Raw genomic sequence first — 21,646 nt, 5'->3', positions numbered from 1 at the left:
AAGGTGAAGAATGGCGGCAGCGGCCGCCACACCTGAAGGAGGCCATCATGCCCCGCTATATTGTTGAACGCACTTTCCCGGAAGGCTTGCACATCCCTATCACGGCGGACGGCGCCAAGGCCTGTGAGGGCGTCATCGGCACCAATGCCCAGAGCGGCGTCACCTGGATCCATTCCTATGTGAGCGACGACCTGCGCAAAACCTACTGCCTGTACGAAGCACCGTCGCCCGACGCGATCCGCGAAACGGCCGAGTTGAACCACCTGCCGGTGGATAAGATCACAGCGGTGACAGAGCTCGACCCTTACTTCTACAAGGGTTAGGCCGGCTGTTCGACCATGACGCGGTTGCGGCCCTCGCGCTTGGCGGTGTAGAGCGCGCGGTCGGCCGCCTCCAGCAGTGACTTGGCGTCGTTCAGACGTTCCTTGTCGAAACTGGCCACGCCGATGCTGAGGGTGACGTGCGGATGCACGGCTTTGGGCGCGTGCGCCATCTGCAGCGATTCCACGTAAGCGCGGATGACTTCCGCATGCTGGACAGCCTGCTCGGGCGTGGTGTCCGGCAGCACGGCAGCGAATTCCTCGCCACCGTAGCGTGCCGCCAGGTCAGCCGGGCGCTGCAGCCGCGAGGCGAAGGCTTCCGCCACCAGGGTCAGGCAGGCATCGCCCTGCTGGTGGCCGAAATGGTCGTTATAGGCCTTGAAGGAATCGATATCCATCAGCAGCAGCGACAGTTGGGTGCCCTGGCGGTGGGCGCGGCGCAGTTCGCGGTCCAGCGCCACGTCGAAATGGCGGCGGTTGGCGATGCCGGTCAGGCCGTCCACATACGACTGCGCACGCAGGGCCTCGGCCTGGCCGCGCAGCAGGCGTTCGCGGCCGACGGTATTGCTGACGTCCGCCACCTCGACCAGGCAAAAGCGCTCTTTTTCTTCATTGAATGGCGTCAGGGTGACGGCCTGTTCGATGCGCTCACCGCCCCAAGTGCCGGCTGCGAACAGCGGGAAGGGCGAACGGTTCTGATTCTGCGGCAGGACGGACGGCAGGTTATTCGCCAACGCAGTATGCAGTGCTTGCTCGATGCGCTGCCCGGACAGTTCCGGAAAAGCCTCCAGCAGCGTCAAACCCTGCATGCGGGTCGCCGCCATGCCCGAGCGGCTGGCCAGCCACTGGTTCCAAAAGACGATACGCTGGTCCGAATCCAGCACCATCAAGCCAAGATTGGCCAGGCCGAGCACGCGGCCGAAGAGGGTAGTTTCTTGCATGCCGCCGATTATACGGCACAGCCCGTGTCCACCTTGGGGTCAGGCTCTTTAGTGGACACGAACTCTGCCGCATGGGCGGCAGAGCTCGTGTCTACTAAAGAGCCTGACCCCAAGGTGGACACGGGCTCGACTGTTGTTAGCCGATGAAGGAGTCGAACTGCATGTCGAATTCCTGCAGGGCTTTCTGGGCGTTCTGCATTTTCTTGCGGAATTCGGGGCCGCGCTTCAAGGCCAGACCGACGGCGAGGACGTCGATCACCACCAGGTAGGCCAGGCGGGCGGAAATCGGGGTGTAGGGGTCGGTGTTGAATATCAGGTCGATCGGGATCAGTACTGTCGCGGCTTCCGCCAGCGGGGTGCCCGAGGGGGCGAGGACGATCACGTCGGCGCCGCCTTCCTTCGCCAGCTTGGCCGAGCGCACCAGGGCAGGGCTGTTGCCGCGCTGGGAGATCGCTACCACGGCGTCGCCCGCGTGCAGCAGGGCGGCGGAGATGCTGTGGATCGCCGGGTCGGCATACGCTACGGTCGGTACCCCGGAGCGGAAGAATTTGTGCTGCGCATCCGCTGCGACAATGCCGGAAGTGCCGTGGCCGTAGAACTCGATCTTGCGGGCGCGCGACAGGATGTCGAGCGCTTTCTGCACCGGTTCCGCATTCAGGTTGTTGCGCAAGTCCAGCAGCGTGTTGATCGAGCGGCTGCAGATCTTGTTCACCAGGTCGGAGGCCAAATCATCCTGCGCCGGCTGGTCGTTCAGGCCGGGCAGGGCGAGCGCCAGGCCCTGCGCCAGCTTCAGCTTGAATTCGTGCCAGCCGTCGTAGCCGAGCGTGCGGCAGAAGCGCACCACGGTCGGTTCGGACACCTGCGCACTCTTGGCCAGCGCAGTGATATTGGCGCCCACGGTGCGGGCCGGATTTTCTAGCACCGCCAGCGCGACCTTGCGCTCCGATTTGGAGAGCGAGTCGAGCTGGGTGCGGATGGAGTCGAGCAGCATTAGTCTTCAGGTAAGGCTTCTTCGCGCCATTGTAGCCCGTCGCGGCCGATCAGGGCACTGGCGGCTGCCGGGCCCCAGGTGCCGGAGGCGTATGGCAGCGGCGCCGTGTCGTCCTGTTCCCAGTTGTTCAGGATCGGTTCGACCCATTCCCATGCCGCTTCCAGCTCGTCGCCGCGCATGAACAGGGTCAGTTGGCCGCGCAGTACGTCCAGCAGCAGGCGCTCGTAAGCATCCATGCGCGGGGCCTTGAAGGTTTCGCGGAAGTCCAGTTCCAGCTCGGCCGGCTTCAGGCGCATGCCTTCGCCCGGGGTCTTGGCCATCAGGTTCATACGCAGGCCTTCGTCCGGCTGCAGGCGGATCACCAGGGAATTCGGCTGGAAGCTGGAGGTCGGCTGGTTGAAGATCGAGTGCGGGATCTGTTTGAAGCGCACCACGATTTCTGCCAGGCCGTCGGCCATGCGTTTGCCGGTGCGCAGGTAGAACGGCACGCCGGCCCAGCGCCAGGTGTCGATTTCGGCCTTCATCGCCACGAAGGTCTCGGTGCGCGAATTCTGCGGTGCTTCCGGTTCGTCGCGGTAGCTCGGCACGGCTTTGCCGTCGACGTGGCCGGCGCGGTACTGGCCGCGTACGATGTTCTGCGCCAGCGTGGTCGGAGTGAAGCGCTTCAGCGAGCGCAGTACCTGCAGCTTGGAGTCGCGCACCGCGTCCGGCGAGGTCGAAGTCGGCGGTTCCATGGCGACGATACACAGCAGCTGCAGCAGGTGGTTCTGCAGCATGTCGCGCAGCGCGCCGGAGGTGTCGTAGTAGCCAATGCGGTTGCCCACGCCCAGCTTCTCGGCGATGGTGATCTGCACGTCGGAAATCCATTCGCGGCGCCACAGCGGTTCGAACAGGATGTTACCGAAGCGCAGGGCCAGCAGATTCTGCACCGTTTCTTTGCCGAGGTAGTGGTCGATACGGTAGATCTGCGATTCTTCGAAGACCTTGCCCACCTCCTTGTTGATCTGCTTGGCCGAGGCCAGGTCGCGGCCCAGCGGCTTTTCCAGCACCACGCGCGAATTCGGCGTGGCCAGGCCCTTTTCCTTCAGGTTGTCGCAGATGCGCGAGAACAAGGCAGGCGGGGTGGCCAGGTAGTACACGCGGGTGATGGCGGGATCGTTTCGCAGCGCGTCAACCAGGCCCTCGTAGGTTGTGGCGTCCGTGGCATCCAGCGCGACGTAGGTGATGCGGGCGATGAAGCGGCTCCAGTTTTCGTCCGTCGCCGTGGCCGACTTGATGTGCGGACGCGAGGTAGTGGTCACCATATTGATGAACTCTTCCTGGGTGCTTTCCTGGCGGCCTACGCACACGATGCGCGCGGTCGGCGGCAGGTCGCCGCATACATCGCGGCTGAACATAGCAGGCAGTAATTTGCGCATTGCGAGGTCGCCGCTGCCGCCAAACAGAACCAGGTCGAAATCAGAGAGAGCCATAATCGTCTTCAATAAAGGTTAGTCTACATATGCAGGTTCGATGCGGCCTGCCACAGGCACGCGTACCGACAGCACTTTGCCGCTCAGGGGCATGGCTGCCAGTTCCTCCGCCGGGCGTTTTCCGGCGGTGGTGATGTACAGGGTTTGCAGGTCGTTGCCGCCGAATGCCACCATGGTCGGGCAGCGCACCGGCAGGCGGATTTCGTCCAGCTGGTCGCCCTGCGGCGAGAGCTTGAGGATGCGGCCGCCCTCGAACATGGCAACCCAGTAATTGCCTTCGCTGTCCACCGCCGCGCCGTCCGGACGGCCGCCGTAATCGGGGGCGCTCTTGTCGGTGCTGAAGCGGCGCACGTCGCGTTCATCGCTGACGGTGCCCGACAGCAGGTCGAAGGCGAAGCGCGTCACGCGGTGGCTCGCGGTCTCGGCGTGGAACATGGTCTTGTTGTCCGGGCTGAAGCCCAGGCCATTGGAGTTGGTCATGCCGCCCGACCAGACCTTGCGGATCTGGCCGCGTTCCAGTACGAACATCTCGGCAGCCGGTTTGTCGCGCGGTTCGTAAATGGTGCCGCACCAGAAGCGGCCGGCCGCGTCGCACTTGCCGTCATTGAAACGGGTGGTGGATTGGTCGAACGGCGCTTCCGCCACCAGCTTGATCTCGCCGGTGTCCGGATTGAAGTGCGAGAAGCCGCGGCGCTGGGCAACCATCAGGCCGCCGCGCGCGGCGCGCGCCAGCGAGGACGCCTCGCTGTCCACCTTCCATTGCTCGTGCTGGCCGCTGGCCGTGCACAGGCGGTGGATGGCGAAGCCTTCGATATCGACCCAATACAGCGCTTTCTCGTCGGGCGCCCACAGCGGGCTTTCGCCCACGGTCATGGTGGCATCGCAGGCGACGTTGATTTCGTAGCTGCTCATTGGATCTGCGCCGCCTTGGCCATCACGATCAGGCCATTGGTCGAGCTGTCGTGCGACTCGGAATCGACTTTGCCGCCCAGTTCGGACTGGATTTTCTTGGCCAGCACCTTGCCCAGCTCAACACCCCACTGGTCGAAGCTGGCGATGTTCCAGATCACGCCCTGTACAAAGGTCTTGTGCTCGTACAGCGCGATCAGCGCGCCCAGGGTGGCAGGCGTCAGCTGGTCCATCAGGATCATGTTGGACGGGCGGTTGCCAGGGAAGGTCTTATGCGGCACCATTTCTTCGATTTCCGCAGCAGACAGGCCAGCGCCTTTCAGTTCGGCGCGCACTTCGTCTTCGGTCTTGCCCTTCATGAATGCTTCCGACTGGGCGAAGCAGTTGGCCAGCAGGGCTTCGTGGTGGCCCGGCAGGTCGTGCGTCGCGCGCAGGGCGGCGATGAAGTCGATCGGCGTCGGGTCGGTGCCCTGGTGCAGCAGCTGGAAGTAGGCGTGCTGCGCGTTGGTGCCGCACTCGCCCCAGACGACCGGGCAGGTGGCGGTATCGACCGGCTGGCCGGTCTTGGTCACGCGCTTGCCGTTGCTCTCCATATCGAGCTGCTGCAGGTAGGCCGGGAAGCGGTTCAGGTCCTGGTGGTAAGGCGCGATGGACAGCGAGCTGGCGCCCAGGAATTCGCGGTTCCAGAAGCCGACCAATGCCAGCAGCACCGGCATATTCGCTTCCAGCGGCGCTTCGCGGAAGTGTTCATCCATGGCGTGCGCGCCTTCCAGGAATGCCTGGAAGTAGCCAAAGCCCACGGCCAGCGCAACCGACAGGCCGATCGCCGACCACACCGAGTAGCGGCCGCCAACCCAGTCCCAGAACGGGAACATGTTTTCCGGATCGATGCCGAAGTTGCGTACCGCGTCGGTATTGGTCGAAACGGCGACGAAGTGGCGCGGCAGGTCGCTTTCGCGCGCACGGCCCAGGAACCAGTTGCGCGCGGTCTGCGCGTTCAGCATGGTCTCGGCGGTGGTGAAGGTCTTGGAGGCGACGATGAACATCGTGGTCTCCGGATTAACTTGCGCCAGGGCGGCTTCCATATCGTGGCCGTCCACGTTGGAGACGAAGTGCATCTTCAGGCGCGGGTGGCAGAAGGAACGCAGTGCCAGCACCGCCATCTTCGGGCCCAGGTCGGAGCCGCCGATGCCGATATTCACCACATCGGTGATCGGTTTGCCGGTGTAGCCCAGCCAGCCGCCGTTGCGCACCTTGTCGGTGAAGACCTTGATACGGTCCAGTACTGCGTGCACGTCGGCGCTGACGTCCTGGCCGTCCACCTTCAGCGACTTGCCGCGCGGCATACGCAGGGCGGTGTGCAGCACGCTGCGGCGTTCGGTAATATTGATTTTTTCGCCGGCGAACATGGCGTCGCGCTGCTCAGCCACGCCACGGGTACGCGCCAGGTGCACCAGCAGCTTGATGGTTTCTTCGTCGGCGCGGTTCTTGGAATAGTCCAGGAACAGGCCGGCCGCATCGACGGTCATGCGCGGGAAGCGGCCAGCATCCTTCTGGAACAGCTGGCGCATATGCCATTCGCGGGCGTCGTGGGCGTGGGTTTCAAGGGCCTGGTAGGCGGCAGTGGAGGTTAGGGCGGGCAGGCGCATAATGTCCAGTGAAGTTGAATCGTAGTGCTTAACTATACAATAAATTCAGGTAAATTCACTACAAATCTTTTCGCATATTGGCTGATTCAGGGGCTTTGCAGCGTTATTTCGCGCAATTTGGCGCGTCATTGGCGCTCGCGCCGGGAAATTTTGTAGTAAAATTTCCGGAAATTCATTGAAAAGGAACGATCATGCCGTTGCATCCAGTCCTGGAAAAAGTCACCGCGCGCGTCACCCAGCGCAGCCGCAGCTCCCGCGCCGCCTACCTGGCGCACATGGAGGCGGCCCGCGTCAAAGGCCGCACCCAGCGCGGCACCCTGTCCTGTACCAACCTGGCGCACGGCTTTGCAGCGTTCCCGGCGAACGATAAGCTGATCCTGAAGGAAGTGAAGCAGCCATCGGTGGCCATCATCTCGGCCTATAACGACATGCTGTCGGCGCACCAGCCGTTCGAAGCTTTCCCTGCCATCATCAAGGATGCGGTACGCAAGGTCGGCGCGGTGGCCCAGTACGCGGGCGGCACGCCGGCCATGTGCGACGGCGTGACCCAGGGCCAGGCAGGCATGGAACTGTCGCTGTTCTCGCGCGATGCGATTGCGATGTCGGCGGCAATCGGCCTGTCGCACAATATGTTCGATTCCGTGCTGTACCTGGGCGTATGCGACAAGATCGTGCCGGGCCTGCTGATTGGCGCGCTGCATTTCGGCCACCTGCCGGCGGTGTTCGTGCCAGCCGGTCCGATGACTTCCGGCCTGTCGAACAAGGATAAGGCGGCGATCCGCCAGCGCTATGCGCAAGGCAAAGCGACCCGCGAAGAACTGCTGGAAGGCGAGTCCCAGTCCTACCACGGCGCCGGCACCTGCACTTTCTACGGTACCGCCAACTCCAACCAGCTGCTGATGGAGATCATGGGCCTGCACCTGCCGGGCGCCGCCTTCATCAACCCGGGCACGCCGCTGCGCGATGCGCTGACTGCCGCTGCTGCCCAGCGCGCGGCGCAGATCACCGAAATGAGCGCCGAATACCTGCCGGTCGGCCGTATCGTCGACGAGAAGTCCATCATCAATGCGGTGGTGGGCCTGCTGGCCACCGGTGGCTCCACCAACCACACCCTGCACCTGGTGGCGATCGCCAAGGCGGCCGGCGTGGTGATCGACTGGGACGATTTCAACGAGCTGTCGGCCGTGGTGCCGCTGCTGTGCCGAATCTACCCGAATGGCGATGCGGACGTGAACCACTTCCACGCCGCCGGCGGCACCGGTTTCGTGATCCGGGAGCTGCTGGATGCCGGCCTGCTGCATGACGACGTCAACACCATCCTGGGCAAGGGCCTGCGCGCGCACTGCGCCGAGCCGTTCCTGAACGACGATGCCACCGGTGTAGTGTTCCGCGAGTCGCCGGCCAAGAGCGCCGACGAGAAGGTGCTGCGCGGCGCCGCCGATCCGTTCTCGAAAGACGGCGGCATGGTGCTGGTGCAGGGCAACCTGGGCCGCGCCATCATGAAGGTTTCGGCAGTCAAGGAAGAACACCGCACGGTGGAAGCGCCTGCGCTGGTATTCGATTCGCAGGAAGCCTTCATGGCTGCCTACAAGGCCGGCAAGCTGGATCGCGACTTTGTCGCCGTGATCCGCTTCCAGGGCCCGAAAGCCAACGGCATGCCGGAGCTGCACGCCCTGACCCCGGCGCTGGCCAACCTGCAGGATGCCGGCCGCAAGGTTGCACTGGTGACCGATGGCCGCATGTCCGGCGCATCGGGCAAGGTGCCGGCCGCGATCCATGTATCGCCTGAAATCCTGGCTGGCGGCCCACTGGGCCTGGTGCGCGACGGCGACATCATCCGCCTCGATGCCGCCACCGGCACGCTGGAAGCGCTGGTGTCGTCCGACGTATGGCATGGCCGCTCGATGGCGCAGGCCGACCTGTCGCCGAACCAGATCGGCATGGGCCGCGAACTGTTCTCCATGTTCCGCCACAGCGTCTGTGCGGCGGAGCAGGGCGCCACCATGTTCCCGCTGCCGTCGCCGATCCAGACCACCGTGTCGCTGCACGGCGTAGACAATGTGGGCAACACCGTGCCCGGTTCCGATGAAGACTTCCTCGCTAAGAAAGCCTGATATGACCCTGCTTGAAATTATGCGTACTTCCGCCGTGATCCCGGTGATCGCGATCGACGACCCTGACCATGCCGTGCCGCTGGCGAAGGCCCTGGTGGCGGGCGGCATCCGCGTGCTGGAAGTGACCCTGCGCACCCAGCACGGCCTGGGCGCGATCCGCGCCATGAGCCAGGTGGAAGGCGCCATCGTCGGCGTCGGCACGCTGACCCAGCCGGAAGAATTCGCCGCCGCGCGCGATGCCGGTGCGGTGTTCGGCGTCTCCCCGGGCCTGACCGATGCGCTGATCGGCGCCGCCAAGTCCAGCGGCCTGCCGCTGCTGCCGGGCGTGATGACCCCGTCGGAAGTGATGAAGGCACGCGAACAGGGCTTCAAGCAGCTCAAGCTGTTCCCGGCGGTGCCTGCGGGCGGCGTGGGCATGCTGAACGCAATTGCCGGCCCGCTGTCGGATGTAGTGTTCTGCCCGACCGGCGGCATTTCGCAGGACACGGCACCGGCCTTCCTGTCGCTGAAAAACGTGGCGTGCGTGGGCGGCTCCTGGCTGACCCCGAAAGACGCCATGCAGGCCGGCGACTGGGACCGCATCACCGCCATCGCCAAGGCAGCCAGCGCGCTGCGCCACTGATGGAAATCATCGCCCGGCCGTTGACGTCGGGCGAGATAGCGCTGGCCCGGCAGGTGTTCGGCAGCGCGATCGACTACAAGCGGGTGCGCGTCCATAACACCCGCTTCCTTCCCTTCCTGCAGCGTAAAGACGTCTGCATCACGCCCAACGGCGAACTGTATTTCCACGTATCCCGCTACCGCGAAGACTTTTCGCAGGCTTCCGAGCGCGAGCAGCACTGGTTCATGCACGAGATGGCGCACGTATGGCAGCACCAGCTAGGCTATCCTGTGCTGTGGCGCGGCGCCATCCGGCTGGGACTGGATTATGACTACGAGGTGTCGCCCGAGCTGCGGCTGTGCGACTTCAATATGGAGGCGCAGGCGGAAGTGCTGGCCGATTACTTTGCGCTGTCCTGCCTGCACAAGCTGGATGTCGGCGTGTATGCCGATATGCTGCGCGACTTCCTGCGCGATCCGGCGTCGCCAGCCAATTTGCCACGCGTGCTATCCTCGCGGGCATGACACTCGATACCGCCGCACTCTACTTGGCTGCCTTGCTGTTGCTGGTTGTCGGCATGGGCCATTCTTATCTTGGTGAACGCTACCTTCTGCAGCGGATCTTCCGGCGCTGCGAATTGCCGAAGATCTTTGGCAGCAGCGATTACACCAGGCGCATCTTGCGTTTTGCATGGCACCTGACCACGGTGGCCTGGCTTGGTCTGGCAGGCGTGTTGCTGCTGCTGGCGCATCCTCCCGCCAACCCACGCACGATAGCGCTGGTGGTGGCGCTGACCTTCCTGGTCCACGGCGCTACGTCGCTGGTCGGCGCACGCGGCAAACACTATTCCTGGATACCGTTCCTGGGCGTCGGCCTGCTGGCGGGATGGGTGGCGCTGCATTAAAGATCAATAATTTGCTAAGATGCAAACTTTGCATTTGTCGGAGCAGCAGCGATGGGACTCGAGATGGAAGCGGCAGCAGACCTGGTTACCGCAGGTCTGGTAGCAAAAGAAGTTGAAGGCAATAAGGGCACACATGGCGAGGATAGCCGCGGCGAACCTTGCGCCAATTGCGGCACGCCCGTCACCGGGAACTACTGCCCGAACTGCGGCCAGAAGGGCCACCTGCACAAATCCGTGCTGCACCTGGGCGAGGAGTTGATCCACGGCCTGCTGCATTTCGACACCAAGGGCTGGCGCACCTTGCCGCTGCTGGTGGCGAAACCGGGTGAGCTGACCCGCCGCTACATCGATGGCCAGCGTACGCGCTTTGTCTCGCCGCTGGCGCTGTTCCTGTTCATGATGTTCTTCATGTTCTTCGTCTTCTCGCTGACGATGGGCACCAGCTCGGGCCCGACCACCGTCACCGAGGGCAAGAACGGCAAGGCGCAGTTCGAAGAGAAAATGAACGACAAGATCACTCACCAGAAAGAGTTGATCGCCGAGTATGAAAAGGAACTGAAGGAGTTCGAAGCCGGTTCGCCGCAAGAAGCCAAATTTAAGAGCAAGATCGTGAAGGCGCAGAAGGAGCTGGACGCTTTGAACAGCGCTCTCGCCGCCGGCAAGATCGCCATGTCCGGTACTGCCAAATTCACCGAAACACCCAAGCCGGGAGAAACGCCGGGCAAGCCAGCCGAGGCGACGAAGGACGCGGGAATTCTTCAGGACATCCTGCGCGACGTGGAGATTGATGTAACGCCGAAGGCCGGCGAAGCCGGCAAGAAGAGCGGCACGTATTCCGATGTCAGCTGGATCAACAAAGGCATCAAGCACGCTGTCGACAATCCCGAGCTGGCCAAGTACAAGCTGAAAAATGCGGCGTACAAGTACTCGTTCCTGCTGGTGCCGATCTCGATGCCGTTCCTGTGGCTGATGTTCTTCTGGCGCCGCGGCATCACCATGTATGACCACGCGGTGTTCTCGCTGTATTCGCTGTCGTTCATGTCGCTGCTGTTCACCGTTGTGGCGACGCTGGGCTACTTCGAATTCGGCGGCTGGGCCGCCAGCCTGTTCGCCTTTGTCCCACCGGTGCACATGTACCTGCAACTGCGCGGTACCTATAGCCTGTCGCGCTTCGGCGCAATCTGGCGCACCTGCGCACTGCTGCTCGTGACCTTCATCGTGCTGACCATGTACGCGCTGGTCGTACTGGCGCTGTCGGCTACTTGATGCAGGCAGATGTTGAACGGATCCGCGCGGGAGCGGCGGCGGCTGACCTGGCGGGCTTCCTGCTGCCGGACCAGCAGGCGCTGATCCATGAGCGAGGCTGGCTGAAGATGCTGGCGCCGCGCGCGGCGGGTGGGGCGGAGATGCCGTTGCCGGAGGCGGTGCGGCTGGAGGAGGCCATCGCGGAGGCGGACGGCAGCATGGGGTGGGTGGTGACTCTCTGCGCGGGCGCGGGCTGGTTTGCCGGCTTCCTGCCGCCGGACACGGCGCGCTCGGTGATTTCGACCCCGCGCGTTTGCCTGGCGGGCAGCGGTGCGCCTACTGGGTTTGCGGACCGCGAGGGCGATGGGTATCGCATCAGCGGGCGCTGGGATATCGCCAGCGGGGCGCCGATGGCGACGCATTTCACATTGAACGCGGTCGTGCGAGGGGAGGGCGAGGAGTTCGTCCGTGCTTTCGTTGTGCCGGCGGCTCAGGTGGTGGTGGAGCCGACCTGGCGCAGTTTTGGCATGCGCGGGACGGCCTCCCACAGTTACCGTATCGATGGGGCGTGGGTGCCGGCCAGCCAGGGATTCACGATTGATCCTGCGTTTGCTACGGCGCCGGGGACTTTGTATCGCTTTCCGTTCATGTTGTTGGCCTGGGTGACGCTGGCGGCCAATTTGTCCGGCATGGCGCGGCATTTCCTTCAATTGGCTGGGGAGATCGTTGCGGCGAGGCGCCAGCCCCCGGCCAGCGCGCAGGATGCGCTGGCGCGGGCGGCCATGGCGCTGGAGGGCGCGCGCGAACGCATGTACGCGCTGCTGGACCAGGCTTGGGCGCAAGCCGATAGCGCTGGCGGCGGTATGGAGGCGGTACTGGATGCGCGTTTGCGCGAGGCTTCGCAGGCGCTGGTACTGGCGGCGCGGAGGGCGGTGGGGGATATTTATCCTTACTGCGGCCTGCGTGCGGCGCAGGAAGATTCCGACATCAACCGCGTCTGGCGCGATTTCCACACCGCCAGCCAGCATGCCCTGTTCACGCCATGATTGAATTCCTGTTCGAGATCGTCGGCGAGTTCGTGCTGCAGCTCGTGCTGGAGGCGCTGGCCGAGCTTGGCCTGCACTCGCTGGGTGAGCCGTTCCGCAAGAAGCCCAATCCCTGGCTGGCAGGCCTTGGTTACGCCATCTTCGGCGCGGTAGCTGGCGGCATCACGCTTTGGCTGCTGCCGGACCACCTGGTGCGCAATGAAGTGCTGCGCAAGCTCAACCTGCTGCTGACACCTCTGGCGGCCGGCGGCATGATGTGCCTGATGGGCGCCTGGCGCGCGCGGCGCGGCGATGCGCTGCTGCGCATCGACCGTTTCGCCTATGGTTATGTGTTCGCGCTGTCGCTGGCGCTGGTCCGTTTCATCTTCGCACAGTAAGGAGTCGCCATGACCTGGCTGGTGTTCAAGTATCTGGTGACGGCGGGCGTGGTGGTGGCTGTGTCGGAATTTGCCAAACGCAGCGACCGCCTGGGCGGCCTGATCGCCGCGCTGCCGATGGTCACGGTGCTGGCCCTGATCTGGCTCTACATCGAGCAGCAGCCGCAGGAGAAGATCGCCAACCACGCCTGGTACACCTTCTGGTACGTGGTGCCGACGCTGCCGATGTTCCTGGTCTTCCCATGGCTGCTGCCGCGCCTTGGCTTCTGGCCGACGCTGGGCGCCTGCGTGCTGCTGACGGTTGCCAGCTTTGCCGCGTTTGCAGCGGGCGTGCGGCGCTTCGGGATCGAACTGCTTTAACCGATAACCCGGGTGGTGTAGGTGTCCTGCACCAGGCCGCCCGGCAGCTGGCGCGTGCCGGTATGGCGCAGCGGGATATCGTGGCCGGTGTGGCCGAACAGCGGAATGCCGCGCCCCAGCAGGATAGGGATGGTGGTGATGGTCAGTTCATCCACCAGGTCTTCGCGGATGAAGCTTTGCACCGTCTGGCCGCCATCGACATACAAGCCCTGGCAGCCGCTCGAGGCGAGCGAATCGTACAGGGCGCGCACCGGGCCGGGATGCACCGATACTTTATCCACCAGCGAGGCGGGTATCTCGTCCAGCATGCGACTCAGCACCACCACCCGTTTGCCCTCGTATGGCCAATCGTCGAAGCCCAGCACCGTCTCAAAGGTGTAGCGCCCCATGACGATCACGTCGATGCCCGCCATGAAGCTGTCGTAGCCGGTATCGCTGGAAGCGGGCGTGCGCTCCATAAGCCAGTCCAGGTTGCCATCCTCGCGGGCGATAAAGCCATCCAGGCTGCTGGCGATGAAGACGCAAGTTTTCATATCGATTCGACCCGGTTGCGGCCGCAAGCTTTGGCCTGGTAGAGGGCGCGGTCGGCGGCGTTGATCAGGTCATACACTTCGCCCGCAAGGCCGCTGTCGGTGCTGCCCACGCCGATGCTGATGGTGACGATGCGTTCGTCGGTCTTGGCCGCCTGGTGCGGGATGCGCAAGTCGCGCACCTTGCGGCACATGGCATTGGCCATCATCACCGCCGCATCGCCCGGGGTATCGGGCAGGATCACCGCGAATTCCTCGCCGCCGTAGCGCGCGAACAGGTCGGCCGGGCGCTGCTGCATGGTCGACAGGGCCGAAGCCACCGCCTCCAGGCAGGCGTCGCCTTGCTGGTGGCCGTAGTGGTCGTTGTAAGCCTTGAAGAAATCGATATCGAGCATCATCAGCGACAACGGGGTACCCATGCGCCTTGCGCGCCGAGTTTCGCGGTCGATCGCCATGTCGAAATGGCGGCGGTTGGCGACCCCGGTCAGGTCGTCCAGCAGGGTCTGCGAGCGCAGCGCCATGGCTTGCTCGCGCAGCAGGTTTTCACGCTGCACGGCGGCGCTGACATCGCTCACCTGGATCAGGCAATAGCGCTCGCTGTTGGCGAGGTTGAGCGGGGTGACGGTAATCTGCTGCTGCATGCGCTCCCCCTTTTCCGCGGCGGCCTTGTTGGCGTACAGCGGCAGCGGCCAGCGGTTCAGGGTTTGCGACAGCAGGGCCGGCATATTGCTGCGCAAGGCCTGGTTGATGGCGGTGTCGAGCCGCTTGTCGCGCTGTTCGGGGAACAGGTCGAAGAAATTGCGCTCCAGCGTTTCGGCACTGAGCACGCCGGAGTGCTGGCTCATCCAGCGGTTCCACAGCACGATGCATTGGTTGGAGTCCAGCACCAGCGTGCCCACATCGATGCAATCGATGACGCCCTGCAGCAGGGGCAGGGACTCGACCGAGCATCTCATGGCTGCTCTCCGCCGACGGTGCGTTCGAGGAACTCCGCCACGTGCTGTTTCAAGTCCTGCAGCGCCGTCATGTCCATGATGAAGGCGACGTCGCCGGTAATATGCTGGCGCTCGATGGTGAATTCGATATGCAGCATCAGCACGGCGGTTTCGCCGCTGCCGGCCTGCACCAGGATCTCTTCGCTATAACCGACGTGGTAGTCGGGCAGGGAGCCATTCAGCTCGCGGCCCAGCAGGTTGGCCAGGGAACCCACGCAGCTGTTCAAGAGGATATTGCCGATCTCACTCATGGCCTCCTGTTCCATGGCCGACAGCTCGGCCAGGGGCATCGACTCGCCCACCATCAGGCGCACGATTTCCTGGCTCTTCTCCTCGGGGAACATGAGGATGGCTTCGGTCTCGAAGGCGCCGCTGTAGTGCTGGCTGATGCCGCACAGGCGGCCGTTGCCGGTGCTGCGGCTAGCCAGCAGCTTGGCGGCGGCGGCGCGGGTCAGGAAGCTGATCGCCGGCACCGACATGGTGACGGTTTCGTTGACGATCTCGCTCATGGCCAGGGCCGCCTGGCCGATGCCAATATTGAACAACTCGACTAGGGCGTCGTGTTCGAGGTCGGTCAGCCTGACCATATCAGGCTTCCAGCGGTGCGATCAGCTGCGCGATGCGTTCGGCAGTGATTGGTTTCTCCATAAAGCCGACACCGAGCGCCTCGGCCCGCTGCCGGGTGGCAGCCTGCACATTGGCGGTCAGCAGTGAGATGTGGGCATTGGGCAGCATCACGCGCAAGGCGGCAGCGGCTTCGACCCCGCTCATGCCCGGCATGTTCACGTCCAGCAGCACGAGGTCGGGCTGCAGGCCCTGGGCCTTGGCGATGGCTTCATCGCCGTTGGCGGCTTCTTCAACCACCCAGTCGGCATGGCGCACCTGGATGTGCTGGCGGGTCAGCATACGCGACACGCGGCTGTCATCCACGATGAGTACGGTACTTGGCTTCATTGCTGTTTTTCCCGGGTTAGTGTGGCAGTTCGGATAAAATACGCCATCCTTTTTATCCGCTTCCTTGAATCCATTGTAACTATGACGCAAGACAAATTGAAACAGGCTGTTGCTATTTCCGCTATCGAATACGTCATCGACGGCGAAATCATCGGCGTAGGCACCGGTTCCACCGCAAACTTCTTCATTGATGAATTAGGCAAGATCAAGCACCGTATCAAGGGTGCGGTTGCCTCGTCGGAAGCCACTGCGGCGCGCCTGGCCGGCCACGGCATCCCTGTCTATGATCTTAACGAGGTTTCGGAGATCGCGGTGTACATTGATGGCGCCGACGAGATCAACGCGGCCGGCCACATGATCAAAGGCGGCGGCGCGGCGCTGACCCGCGAGAAGATCGTGGCGTCGGTATCGAAGCAGTTTGTCTGCATCGCTGATGGTTCCAAGTTGGTAGAGACCCTGGGCAAATTCCCGCTGCCGGTGGAAGTGCTGCCGATGGCCCGCAATGCGGTGATGCGCCAGCTGGCGGCCCTGGGCGGCCAGCCGAAAGTGCGTACCAAGGCCGGTTCGGATGAGATCTTCGTGACCGACAATGGCGGCAATATCATTGACGTGGCTGGCTTGTCGATTACCGATCCAGTAGCGCTGGAAACCCGGATCAACCAGATCGTCGGCGTGGTGGCTGTGGGCCTGTTCGCGGCCCGTGGCGCCAATGTGTGCCTGCTGGGCACCGCTGACGGTGTGCGTACCGTTAAGTACTAATTTCCTTTCCCTTAGAAAGAGCCCATGAAACGACTGTCCCTGCTGTTGCTTGCTGCTGGTTTGTTGAGTGCCTGTTCTTACATCCCTTTCCTGAATAAAGATTCCAAGGTCGCCCAGGCGCCCGTGAAGCGCAAGACTGCCCAGGAGCACGAAAGCGCCAAGCGGATTGTCGTGGACGGCGTGGAAGTGCAGAAGGTGGAGTTCCGCCCGGGGATTTCATCGGCGACGGTGGAAAAACTGGCGAAGGCCGAACAGTGCCGCGGTGGGCAGGGGGCAGGGCTGGTGACGGAGGCTGGTCCGGTGGAGGTGTACCGGATGGCTTGCGATAATGGGAAGGTGTTCCTGGCGCGTTGTGAGCTGCGCCAGTGTAAGCCGATGTATTCGACTGTGGCGAGCCGCTAAACCCGGCAAATCTGGGTCAGACCCTTGGGTCTGACCCTGGTTTACCGGTTTAGGCCGAAGGCGGCACGTAACCCGCCGCCTGGTCCGCGCCTTCACCAAAGAAGTGCTTCTCCATCTGCGCCGCCAGGTATTTGCGCGCGCGCACATCCGCCAGGTTCAGGCGGTTCTCATTGACCAGCATGGTCTGGTGCTTGATCCAGGCAGCCCAGGCTTCCTTGGACACGGATTCATAAATACGCTTGCCCAGCTCGCCCGGATATGGCGGGAAGTCCAGGCCTTCGGCTTCCTTGTTCAGTTTGATGCAGTGGACGGTACGGGCCATCTTTCGGTACTCCTCAAAAATACGATTATAAGGTCTTGATCAACACCTGCGACTTGCGCTGCCAGTTGTACAGGCGTTGGCGGTCTTTCGGCAGCGCGTCGACAGTGGCGGGCACGAAGCCGCGCTTGATGAACCAGTGCGCGGTGCGGGTGGTCAGCACGAACAGCTTGCTGATGCCCTGCGCCCGGGCGCGGTTTTCCATATGCTTCAGGATGCGCTCGCCGTCGCCCTGGGCTTGCACATCAGGGTTGACGGTAAGGCATGCCATTTCGGCCATTTTTTCTTCCGGGAAGGCGTACAGGGCGGCGCAGCCAAAGATCACGCCGTCGTGCTCGATGACCGAGAACATCTCGATTTCGCGCTCGATCAGCTCGCGGCCGCGCTTGACCAGGGTGCCGTCGGCTTCCAGCGGCTCGATCAGTTTGATGATGCCGCCCACGTCTTCAATGGTGGCAGGGCGCAGCGATTCCAGGTTCTCGTGCGAGATCATGGTGCCCACGCCGTCGTGGGTGAACAGTTCCAGCAGGGCCGAGCCGTCCATTGCGAACGGCACGATGTGGGAACGTTCGACGCCGTTGTTGCAGGCCTTGACGCAGTGTTTCAGGTAGTAGGCGGTGTTATCCGGCAGGAAGCCGGCTTGCAGCACGGCCTCGGCCTGGTGCGAGGACAGTTCGCGGATTTCCACGCCGGCAGCGTCGGTCATCATCTCGGTTTCGGTGATGAAGACCAGCTTGTCGGCGTGCAGGGCGATGGCGGCGGTGCAGGCTACGTCTTCCATCGTCAGGTTGAAGGTTTCGCCGGTGGGCGAGAAGCCCAGTGGCGACAGCAGCACCACGCCGTCCGATCCCATGATCGAATGCAGGGTTTCGGCATCGACCTTACGGGTCACGCCGGTCAGTTCGAAGTCGACGCCGTCGATCACGCCCAGGGGACGGGCGGTGATGAAGTTGCCGGAAATGATACGGACGGCGGCGTGCGACATCGGGGTGTTCGGTAGGCCCTGGCTGAAGGCGGCCTCGATATCGAGGCGCAGCTCGCCGGCGGCTTCCTTGGCGCATTCCATGGCGGCGGTGTCGGTGACGCGGATGCCATTATGGAAACGTCCTTCGACGTTACGCAGGGCGAGCTGCTCGGCGACCTGGGGGCGCGAGCCGTAGACCACGGTGACGTTGATGTCCAGCGCGTGCAGCAGCGAAAGGTCGTGCGCCAGCACCGGCAGGGCGCCTGCCGACACCAGTTCACCGGGGAATGCCACCACGAAGGTCTTGCCGCGGAAGGCGTGGACATAGGGAGCGACGGAGCGCAGCCAGGAGACGAATTGGATAGGGTTTTCCATTATCCGCGCATTATAATGCGCTGCGCGGTTTTCGCGCCCAAACTATGTAAAAAACGATGTCAGAAGCAAGCAAGAAGAATCCTCCCCAGCAACCCGGTTCCCAGCGCCCGCAAGCCCGCCGCGCCCCTGCGCAAGGTGGCGTCCGCACGCCTGGTGCCGCCGATGCCGCCGCCCGCGCATCTGGTGACGCCGCAGGCTCCCCGCGCCGCGAGGCTCGCCAGGAAGGTGCGCGCCAGCCGCAATCCGCCGGCCCAGCCGCCGAACGCCGCCCGCAAGGCCGTTCCCAAGGCGCCGCCGACCGTGCGCCGGGCAACGCGCCTGGCCGCGAGGATGGACGCCGTGACGCTGCGCGCCCACAGCAAGGCTCTGGCGAGCGGGGTGAAGGCCGCCGTGAGCGGGAGACGCCGGAACAGCGCGCCGCCCGTGAGGCCGCCGCAGCCTTCCGTAACCCGCTGCCCCCGATCACCTTCCCTGAAGACCTGCCTGTCTCGGGCCGTCGTGCGGAAATCGCCGAAGCCCTGACGAAACACCAGGTAGTGATCGTCTCCGGCGAAACCGGCTCCGGTAAGACCACCCAGCTCCCGAAAATCTGCCTGGAACTGGGGCGCGGCCAGAAAGGCCTGATCGGCCACACGCAACCGCGCAGGATCGCCGCATCATCGACTGCCAAACGCATCGCCGTAGAACTGGGCACCCCGCTGGGCGAAAACGTCGGCTATAAAGTCCGCTTCAACGACACCCTGAGCAAAGGCGCGTCGGTCAAGCTGATGACCGACGGTATCCTGCTCGCAGAAACCCAAACCGACCCGCTGCTCAAAGGCTACGACACGATCATCATCGACGAAGCCCACGAACGCAGCCTGAACATCGACTTCCTGCTTGGCTACCTGAAGCAGATCCTGCCGCGCCGCCCGGACCTGAAGGTGATCATCACCTCCGCCACCATCGACGCTGAACGCTTCGCCCGCCACTTCACGCAGGAAGGCATGCCGCCAGTACCGGTGATTGAAGTCTCCGGCCGCCTGTACGCGGTCGAAGTGCGCTACCGCCCCGTGGAGCGCGAGCAGGTCACCGCAGCAGGCGCCCAGCCAAGTCCGGACGCCAAAGGCGCCCGTACCGCCGCCGCGCGCGAAAAGCGCGACCTGATGGAAGCCATTGTCGACGGCGTCGATGAAGTCTGCCGCATCGGCAGCGGCGACGTGCTGGTCTTCCTGCCCGGCGAACGCGAAATCCGCGACGCCGCCGAAGCCCTGCGCAAGCACCACCCGCCGCACGTGGAAATCCTGCCCCTGTTCGCCCGACTGTCGGTGGAAGAACAGGACCGCGTATTCCGCACCACCAACGCGCGCCGCATCGTCCTGGCCACCAACGTGGCGGAAACCTCGCTGACCGTGCCCGGCATCCGCTATGTGGTGGACGCCGGCCTGGCGCGCGTCAAGCGCTACAGCTACCGCAACAAGGTCGAACAGCTGCAGATCGAGCCAGTGGCGCAATCGGCAGCCAACCAGCGCGCCGGCCGTTGCGGCCGTGTGGCCGACGGCGTCTGCATCCGCCTGTACGACGAGCAGGACTTCCTGCAGCGCCCAAAGTTCACCGACCCGGAAATCCTGCGCTCCTCGCTGGCTTCCGTCATCCTGCGCATGAAGTCCCTGCACCTGACGGATGTCGAGACTTTCCCGTTCATCGAACCGCCACTGGGCCGCGCCATCGCCGACGGCTACCAGCTGCTGCAGGAACTGGGCGCCGTCGATGACGACAACGCGCTGACCCCACTGGGCCGCAAGCTGGCCAAACTGCCGCTCGACCCGCGCGTCGGCCGCATGATCCTGGCCGCGCAGGAATACCATTGCCTGACCGAAGTGTTGATCGTCGCTTCTGCGCTGTCCGTGCAGGACCCGCGCGACCGCCCGGTCGAACACCAGCAAGCCGCCGACGAAGCGCACAAGAAATTCGCCGACGAAAAATCCGAATTCCTCAGCTACCTGAAAATCTGGAAGTGGTTCGAGAACGCCATCGAGCACAAGAAGTCCAACCGCCAGCTGATGGACACCTGCCGCGCCACTTTCCTGAACCAGCTGCGCCTGCGTGAATGGCGCGACGTGCACTCGCAACTGCTCACCATCGTGAAAGAGCAGGGCTGGCGCACCAACGAGCTGCCGGCCACTTACGACCAGCTGCATATGGCCCTGCTCACTGGCCTGCTGGGCAACATCGGCTTCAAGGGCGATGATGAACCGGGCGGCGCCTACCTTGGCGCGCGCGGCATCAAGTTCCACATCTGGCCAGGCTCGCACCTGTCGAAGAAACCCGGCAAGTGGATCGTCTCCGCCGAACTGGTGGAAACCACGCGCCTCTACGCCCGCTGCGTGGCCCGCATCGAACCCGAATGGATCGAGAAGATCGGCGGCCACCTGCTGAAGAAATCCTGGGGCGAGCCGCGCTGGGAGAAGCGCCCGGCGCAGGTCACCGCCTCCGAACGCGCCACCCTGTACGGCATCGTGGTGTACAGCCAGCGCCGCATCAACTACGGCGCCAGGAATCCGGCCGAGGCGCGCGAAATCTTCATCCGCGACGCGCTGGTCGGCGGCGATTACGATACCCGCGCGCCGTTCTTCGCCCATAACCACAAGCTGGTGCGCGAGATCGAGAACCTCGAGCATAAGTCGCGCCGCCAGGACGTGCTGGTGGACGACCAGTTGATCGAAGCCTTTTACGACAAGGAGATTCCGGCTGACGTGGTGAACGGCGCCGGTTTCGAGAAGTGGTACAAGGACGCCTCGGCCGATAATCCGAAGCTGCTGTTCCTGATCCGCGACGATTTGATGCGCCACGAAGCTGCCGGCATCACCACCGACCTGTTCCCGAAGAAGATGATGGCAGCCGGCATGGAGATGCAGCTATCCTACCACTTCGAGCCAGGCACCCCGCGCGACGGCGTCACCCTGACGGTGCCGCTGTACGCGCTGAACCAGCTCTCGCGCGAACGCTGCGAGTGGCTGGTGCCGGGCATGCTGAAGGAGAAGGTGCACCTGCTGCTCAAGACCCTGCCGCAGAAGCAGCGCCGCCACATGGTGCCGTTGCCGGACTACGCCGCCAAGTTCTGCGAACGTACCGAGTTCGGTCGCGGCGACCTGATTGACGCCATCATTGCCGATATCCGCAAGCAGATCACGATCAGCGTGCTGACCTCCGACTTCAAGCCGGAGCAGCTGCCGGCGCACCACTTCATGAACTTCAAGGTGGTGGATGAACATGGCCGCCAGCTCGACATGGGCCGCAACCTGGCCACCCTGCAGGCGGAATACGGCCTGCAGGCGCGCCAGAGCTTCCAGCGCATGGCCGAAGGCGGCAACACGCCTGCCTCCGCCGCGCAACTGGCCCAGCTCGCGGGCGGCGGCATCGGCAGCGGTGCTGGCGCC

Annotated in this window: 23 protein-coding genes; 12 read left to right on the top strand and 11 right to left on the bottom strand. The window is 63.8% G+C overall.

The window, feature by feature from the left end:
- The first annotated feature begins 47 nt into the window (after positions 1–47).
- A complete protein-coding gene (locus AAHE99_RS21305; protein ID WP_342119365.1) occupies positions 48–323 on the top strand; it encodes a DUF4242 domain-containing protein in 276 nt (91 codons plus the stop codon).
- Here the strand turns inward: AAHE99_RS21305 and AAHE99_RS21300 are convergent.
- The 5 genes from AAHE99_RS21300 to pgi all read right to left on the bottom strand — a co-directional run bounded on the left by AAHE99_RS21300 (position 320) and on the right by pgi (position 6,282).
- A complete protein-coding gene (locus AAHE99_RS21300; RefSeq protein ID WP_342119364.1) occupies positions 320–1,261 on the bottom strand; it encodes a diguanylate cyclase in 942 nt (313 codons plus the stop codon). The two genes, AAHE99_RS21305 and AAHE99_RS21300, sit on opposite strands and share 4 nt — an antisense overlap.
- Positions 1,262–1,397: 136 nt before the next feature.
- Complete coding sequence (locus AAHE99_RS21295) at positions 1,398–2,252, bottom strand: SIS domain-containing protein (protein WP_342119363.1); 855 nt, start codon at positions 2,250–2,252, stop codon at positions 1,398–1,400.
- Positions 2,252–3,724: a glucose-6-phosphate dehydrogenase gene (gene zwf, locus AAHE99_RS21290; protein ID WP_342119362.1), complete on the bottom strand. Its 1,473-nt coding sequence runs from the start codon at positions 3,722–3,724 to the stop codon at positions 2,252–2,254. The genes AAHE99_RS21295 and zwf overlap by 1 nt, the downstream gene beginning before the upstream one ends.
- Before the next feature lie 18 nt (positions 3,725–3,742).
- Positions 3,743–4,636, bottom strand: coding sequence for an SMP-30/gluconolactonase/LRE family protein (locus tag AAHE99_RS21285; protein WP_342119361.1), 894 nt, complete (start codon positions 4,634–4,636; stop codon positions 3,743–3,745).
- On the bottom strand, positions 4,633–6,282 hold the full coding sequence (gene pgi / locus AAHE99_RS21280; RefSeq protein ID WP_342119360.1) for a glucose-6-phosphate isomerase: 1,650 nt from the start codon (positions 6,280–6,282) through the stop codon (positions 4,633–4,635). Before pgi ends, AAHE99_RS21285 begins: the two co-directional genes overlap by 4 nt.
- Before the next feature lie 191 nt (positions 6,283–6,473).
- Here pgi and edd point away from each other — a divergent pair, with 191 nt between their 5' ends.
- The 8 genes from edd to AAHE99_RS21240 are packed head-to-tail and all read left to right on the top strand — an operon-like array spanning position 6,474 to position 12,929.
- A complete protein-coding gene (gene edd / locus AAHE99_RS21275; RefSeq protein ID WP_342119359.1) occupies positions 6,474–8,396 on the top strand; it encodes a phosphogluconate dehydratase in 1,923 nt (640 codons plus the stop codon).
- 1 nt (position 8,397) lies between these two features.
- The gene (gene eda / locus AAHE99_RS21270) at positions 8,398–9,018 is read left to right on the top strand and encodes a bifunctional 4-hydroxy-2-oxoglutarate aldolase/2-dehydro-3-deoxy-phosphogluconate aldolase (protein WP_057261271.1); all 621 of its coding nucleotides are present in this window, start codon (positions 8,398–8,400) and stop codon (positions 9,016–9,018) included.
- Positions 9,018–9,521, top strand: coding sequence for a Rhs element Vgr protein (locus AAHE99_RS21265; protein ID WP_342119358.1), 504 nt, complete (start codon positions 9,018–9,020; stop codon positions 9,519–9,521). The genes eda and AAHE99_RS21265 overlap by 1 nt, the downstream gene beginning before the upstream one ends.
- The gene (locus tag AAHE99_RS21260) at positions 9,518–9,901 is read left to right on the top strand and encodes a hypothetical protein (protein ID WP_342119357.1); all 384 of its coding nucleotides are present in this window, start codon (positions 9,518–9,520) and stop codon (positions 9,899–9,901) included. Before AAHE99_RS21265 ends, AAHE99_RS21260 begins: the two co-directional genes overlap by 4 nt.
- 51 nt (positions 9,902–9,952) lie before the next feature.
- The gene (locus tag AAHE99_RS21255) at positions 9,953–11,167 is read left to right on the top strand and encodes a DUF3667 domain-containing protein (RefSeq protein WP_342119356.1); all 1,215 of its coding nucleotides are present in this window, start codon (positions 9,953–9,955) and stop codon (positions 11,165–11,167) included.
- Complete coding sequence (locus AAHE99_RS21250) at positions 11,167–12,192, top strand: acyl-CoA dehydrogenase (RefSeq protein ID WP_342119355.1); 1,026 nt, start codon at positions 11,167–11,169, stop codon at positions 12,190–12,192. The genes AAHE99_RS21255 and AAHE99_RS21250 overlap by 1 nt, the downstream gene beginning before the upstream one ends.
- Complete coding sequence (locus tag AAHE99_RS21245; RefSeq protein WP_342119354.1) at positions 12,189–12,569, top strand: hypothetical protein; 381 nt, start codon at positions 12,189–12,191, stop codon at positions 12,567–12,569. Before AAHE99_RS21250 ends, AAHE99_RS21245 begins: the two co-directional genes overlap by 4 nt.
- Before the next feature lie 9 nt (positions 12,570–12,578).
- Entirely contained in the window at positions 12,579–12,929 is a 351-nt protein-coding gene (locus AAHE99_RS21240; protein ID WP_342119353.1) for a DUF3147 family protein, read from the top strand.
- On the opposite strand, the gene AAHE99_RS21235 is transcribed toward AAHE99_RS21240, so the two are convergent.
- From AAHE99_RS21235 to AAHE99_RS21220, 4 genes are read right to left on the bottom strand one after another with little or no spacing between them, the layout of a single operon-like run.
- Positions 12,926–13,462 (bottom strand): dihydrofolate reductase family protein, encoded by a 537-nt coding sequence (locus AAHE99_RS21235; RefSeq protein WP_342119352.1) that lies wholly within the window; start codon positions 13,460–13,462, stop codon positions 12,926–12,928. The genes AAHE99_RS21240 and AAHE99_RS21235 overlap by 4 nt on opposite strands.
- A complete protein-coding gene (locus AAHE99_RS21230; RefSeq protein ID WP_342119351.1) occupies positions 13,459–14,415 on the bottom strand; it encodes a diguanylate cyclase in 957 nt (318 codons plus the stop codon). The genes AAHE99_RS21235 and AAHE99_RS21230 overlap by 4 nt, the downstream gene beginning before the upstream one ends.
- Positions 14,412–15,041, bottom strand: a complete 630-nt coding sequence (locus AAHE99_RS21225) for a chemotaxis protein CheC (protein ID WP_342119350.1) — start codon at positions 15,039–15,041, stop codon at positions 14,412–14,414. Before AAHE99_RS21225 ends, AAHE99_RS21230 begins: the two co-directional genes overlap by 4 nt.
- A 1-nt stretch (position 15,042) precedes the next feature.
- Complete coding sequence (locus AAHE99_RS21220) at positions 15,043–15,408, bottom strand: response regulator (protein ID WP_342119349.1); 366 nt, start codon at positions 15,406–15,408, stop codon at positions 15,043–15,045.
- Between the two features lie 81 nt (positions 15,409–15,489).
- On the opposite strand from AAHE99_RS21220, the gene rpiA reads away from it, so the two are divergent.
- Positions 15,490–16,167 carry a ribose-5-phosphate isomerase RpiA gene (gene rpiA, locus AAHE99_RS21215; RefSeq protein ID WP_342119348.1) on the top strand — a complete coding sequence of 226 codons (678 nt, stop codon included), beginning with the start codon at positions 15,490–15,492 and terminating at the stop codon, positions 16,165–16,167.
- 24 nt (positions 16,168–16,191) lie between these two features.
- Positions 16,192–16,569 (top strand): hypothetical protein, encoded by a 378-nt coding sequence (locus AAHE99_RS21210; protein WP_342119347.1) that lies wholly within the window; start codon positions 16,192–16,194, stop codon positions 16,567–16,569.
- A gap of 49 nt (positions 16,570–16,618) precedes the next feature.
- On the opposite strand, the gene AAHE99_RS21205 is transcribed toward AAHE99_RS21210, so the two are convergent.
- The gene (locus AAHE99_RS21205; RefSeq protein ID WP_057261247.1) at positions 16,619–16,891 is read right to left on the bottom strand and encodes an oxidative damage protection protein; all 273 of its coding nucleotides are present in this window, start codon (positions 16,889–16,891) and stop codon (positions 16,619–16,621) included.
- Positions 16,892–16,916: 25 nt separating this feature from the next.
- Positions 16,917–18,227, bottom strand: coding sequence for an amino-acid N-acetyltransferase (gene argA, locus AAHE99_RS21200; protein ID WP_342119346.1), 1,311 nt, complete (start codon positions 18,225–18,227; stop codon positions 16,917–16,919).
- 56 nt (positions 18,228–18,283) lie between these two features.
- Here argA and hrpA point away from each other — a divergent pair.
- The coding region (gene hrpA, locus AAHE99_RS21195; RefSeq protein ID WP_342119345.1) for an ATP-dependent RNA helicase HrpA at positions 18,284–21,646 on the top strand (3,363 nt) is incomplete at its 3' end.

This window comes from Pseudoduganella sp. OTU4001, from assembly GCF_038440195.1.
Classification (GTDB): Bacteria; Pseudomonadota; Gammaproteobacteria; order Burkholderiales; family Burkholderiaceae_D; genus Rugamonas.
The sequence above is the reverse complement of the archived record's forward strand: the minus strand, read 5'-3'. Positions and strand labels throughout refer to the sequence as shown.

Bases quoted from the DNA above. Each gene is read 5' to 3' on its own strand.
- AAHE99_RS21305 (WP_342119365.1), top strand. From the start codon at position 48: ATGCCCCGCTATATTGTTGAACGCACTTTCCCGGAAGGCTTGCACATC.
- AAHE99_RS21300 (WP_342119364.1), bottom strand. From the start codon at position 1,261: ATGCAAGAAACTACCCTCTTCGGCCGCGTGCTCGGCCTGGCCAATCTT.
- AAHE99_RS21295 (WP_342119363.1), bottom strand. From the start codon at position 2,252: ATGCTGCTCGACTCCATCCGCACCCAGCTCGACTCGCTCTCCAAATCG.
- zwf (WP_342119362.1), bottom strand. From the start codon at position 3,724: ATGGCTCTCTCTGATTTCGACCTGGTTCTGTTTGGCGGCAGCGGCGAC.
- AAHE99_RS21285 (WP_342119361.1), bottom strand. From the start codon at position 4,636: ATGAGCAGCTACGAAATCAACGTCGCCTGCGATGCCACCATGACCGTG.
- pgi (WP_342119360.1), bottom strand. From the start codon at position 6,282: ATGCGCCTGCCCGCCCTAACCTCCACTGCCGCCTACCAGGCCCTTGAA.
- edd (WP_342119359.1), top strand. From the start codon at position 6,474: ATGCCGTTGCATCCAGTCCTGGAAAAAGTCACCGCGCGCGTCACCCAG.
- eda (WP_057261271.1), top strand. From the start codon at position 8,398: ATGACCCTGCTTGAAATTATGCGTACTTCCGCCGTGATCCCGGTGATC.
- AAHE99_RS21265 (WP_342119358.1), top strand. From the start codon at position 9,018: ATGGAAATCATCGCCCGGCCGTTGACGTCGGGCGAGATAGCGCTGGCC.
- AAHE99_RS21260 (WP_342119357.1), top strand. From the start codon at position 9,518: ATGACACTCGATACCGCCGCACTCTACTTGGCTGCCTTGCTGTTGCTG.
- AAHE99_RS21255 (WP_342119356.1), top strand. From the start codon at position 9,953: ATGGGACTCGAGATGGAAGCGGCAGCAGACCTGGTTACCGCAGGTCTG.
- AAHE99_RS21250 (WP_342119355.1), top strand. From the start codon at position 11,167: ATGCAGGCAGATGTTGAACGGATCCGCGCGGGAGCGGCGGCGGCTGAC.
- AAHE99_RS21245 (WP_342119354.1), top strand. From the start codon at position 12,189: ATGATTGAATTCCTGTTCGAGATCGTCGGCGAGTTCGTGCTGCAGCTC.
- AAHE99_RS21240 (WP_342119353.1), top strand. From the start codon at position 12,579: ATGACCTGGCTGGTGTTCAAGTATCTGGTGACGGCGGGCGTGGTGGTG.
- AAHE99_RS21235 (WP_342119352.1), bottom strand. From the start codon at position 13,462: ATGAAAACTTGCGTCTTCATCGCCAGCAGCCTGGATGGCTTTATCGCC.
- AAHE99_RS21230 (WP_342119351.1), bottom strand. From the start codon at position 14,415: ATGAGATGCTCGGTCGAGTCCCTGCCCCTGCTGCAGGGCGTCATCGAT.
- AAHE99_RS21225 (WP_342119350.1), bottom strand. From the start codon at position 15,041: ATGGTCAGGCTGACCGACCTCGAACACGACGCCCTAGTCGAGTTGTTC.
- AAHE99_RS21220 (WP_342119349.1), bottom strand. From the start codon at position 15,408: ATGAAGCCAAGTACCGTACTCATCGTGGATGACAGCCGCGTGTCGCGT.
- rpiA (WP_342119348.1), top strand. From the start codon at position 15,490: ATGACGCAAGACAAATTGAAACAGGCTGTTGCTATTTCCGCTATCGAA.
- AAHE99_RS21210 (WP_342119347.1), top strand. From the start codon at position 16,192: ATGAAACGACTGTCCCTGCTGTTGCTTGCTGCTGGTTTGTTGAGTGCC.
- AAHE99_RS21205 (WP_057261247.1), bottom strand. From the start codon at position 16,891: ATGGCCCGTACCGTCCACTGCATCAAACTGAACAAGGAAGCCGAAGGC.
- argA (WP_342119346.1), bottom strand. From the start codon at position 18,227: ATGGAAAACCCTATCCAATTCGTCTCCTGGCTGCGCTCCGTCGCTCCC.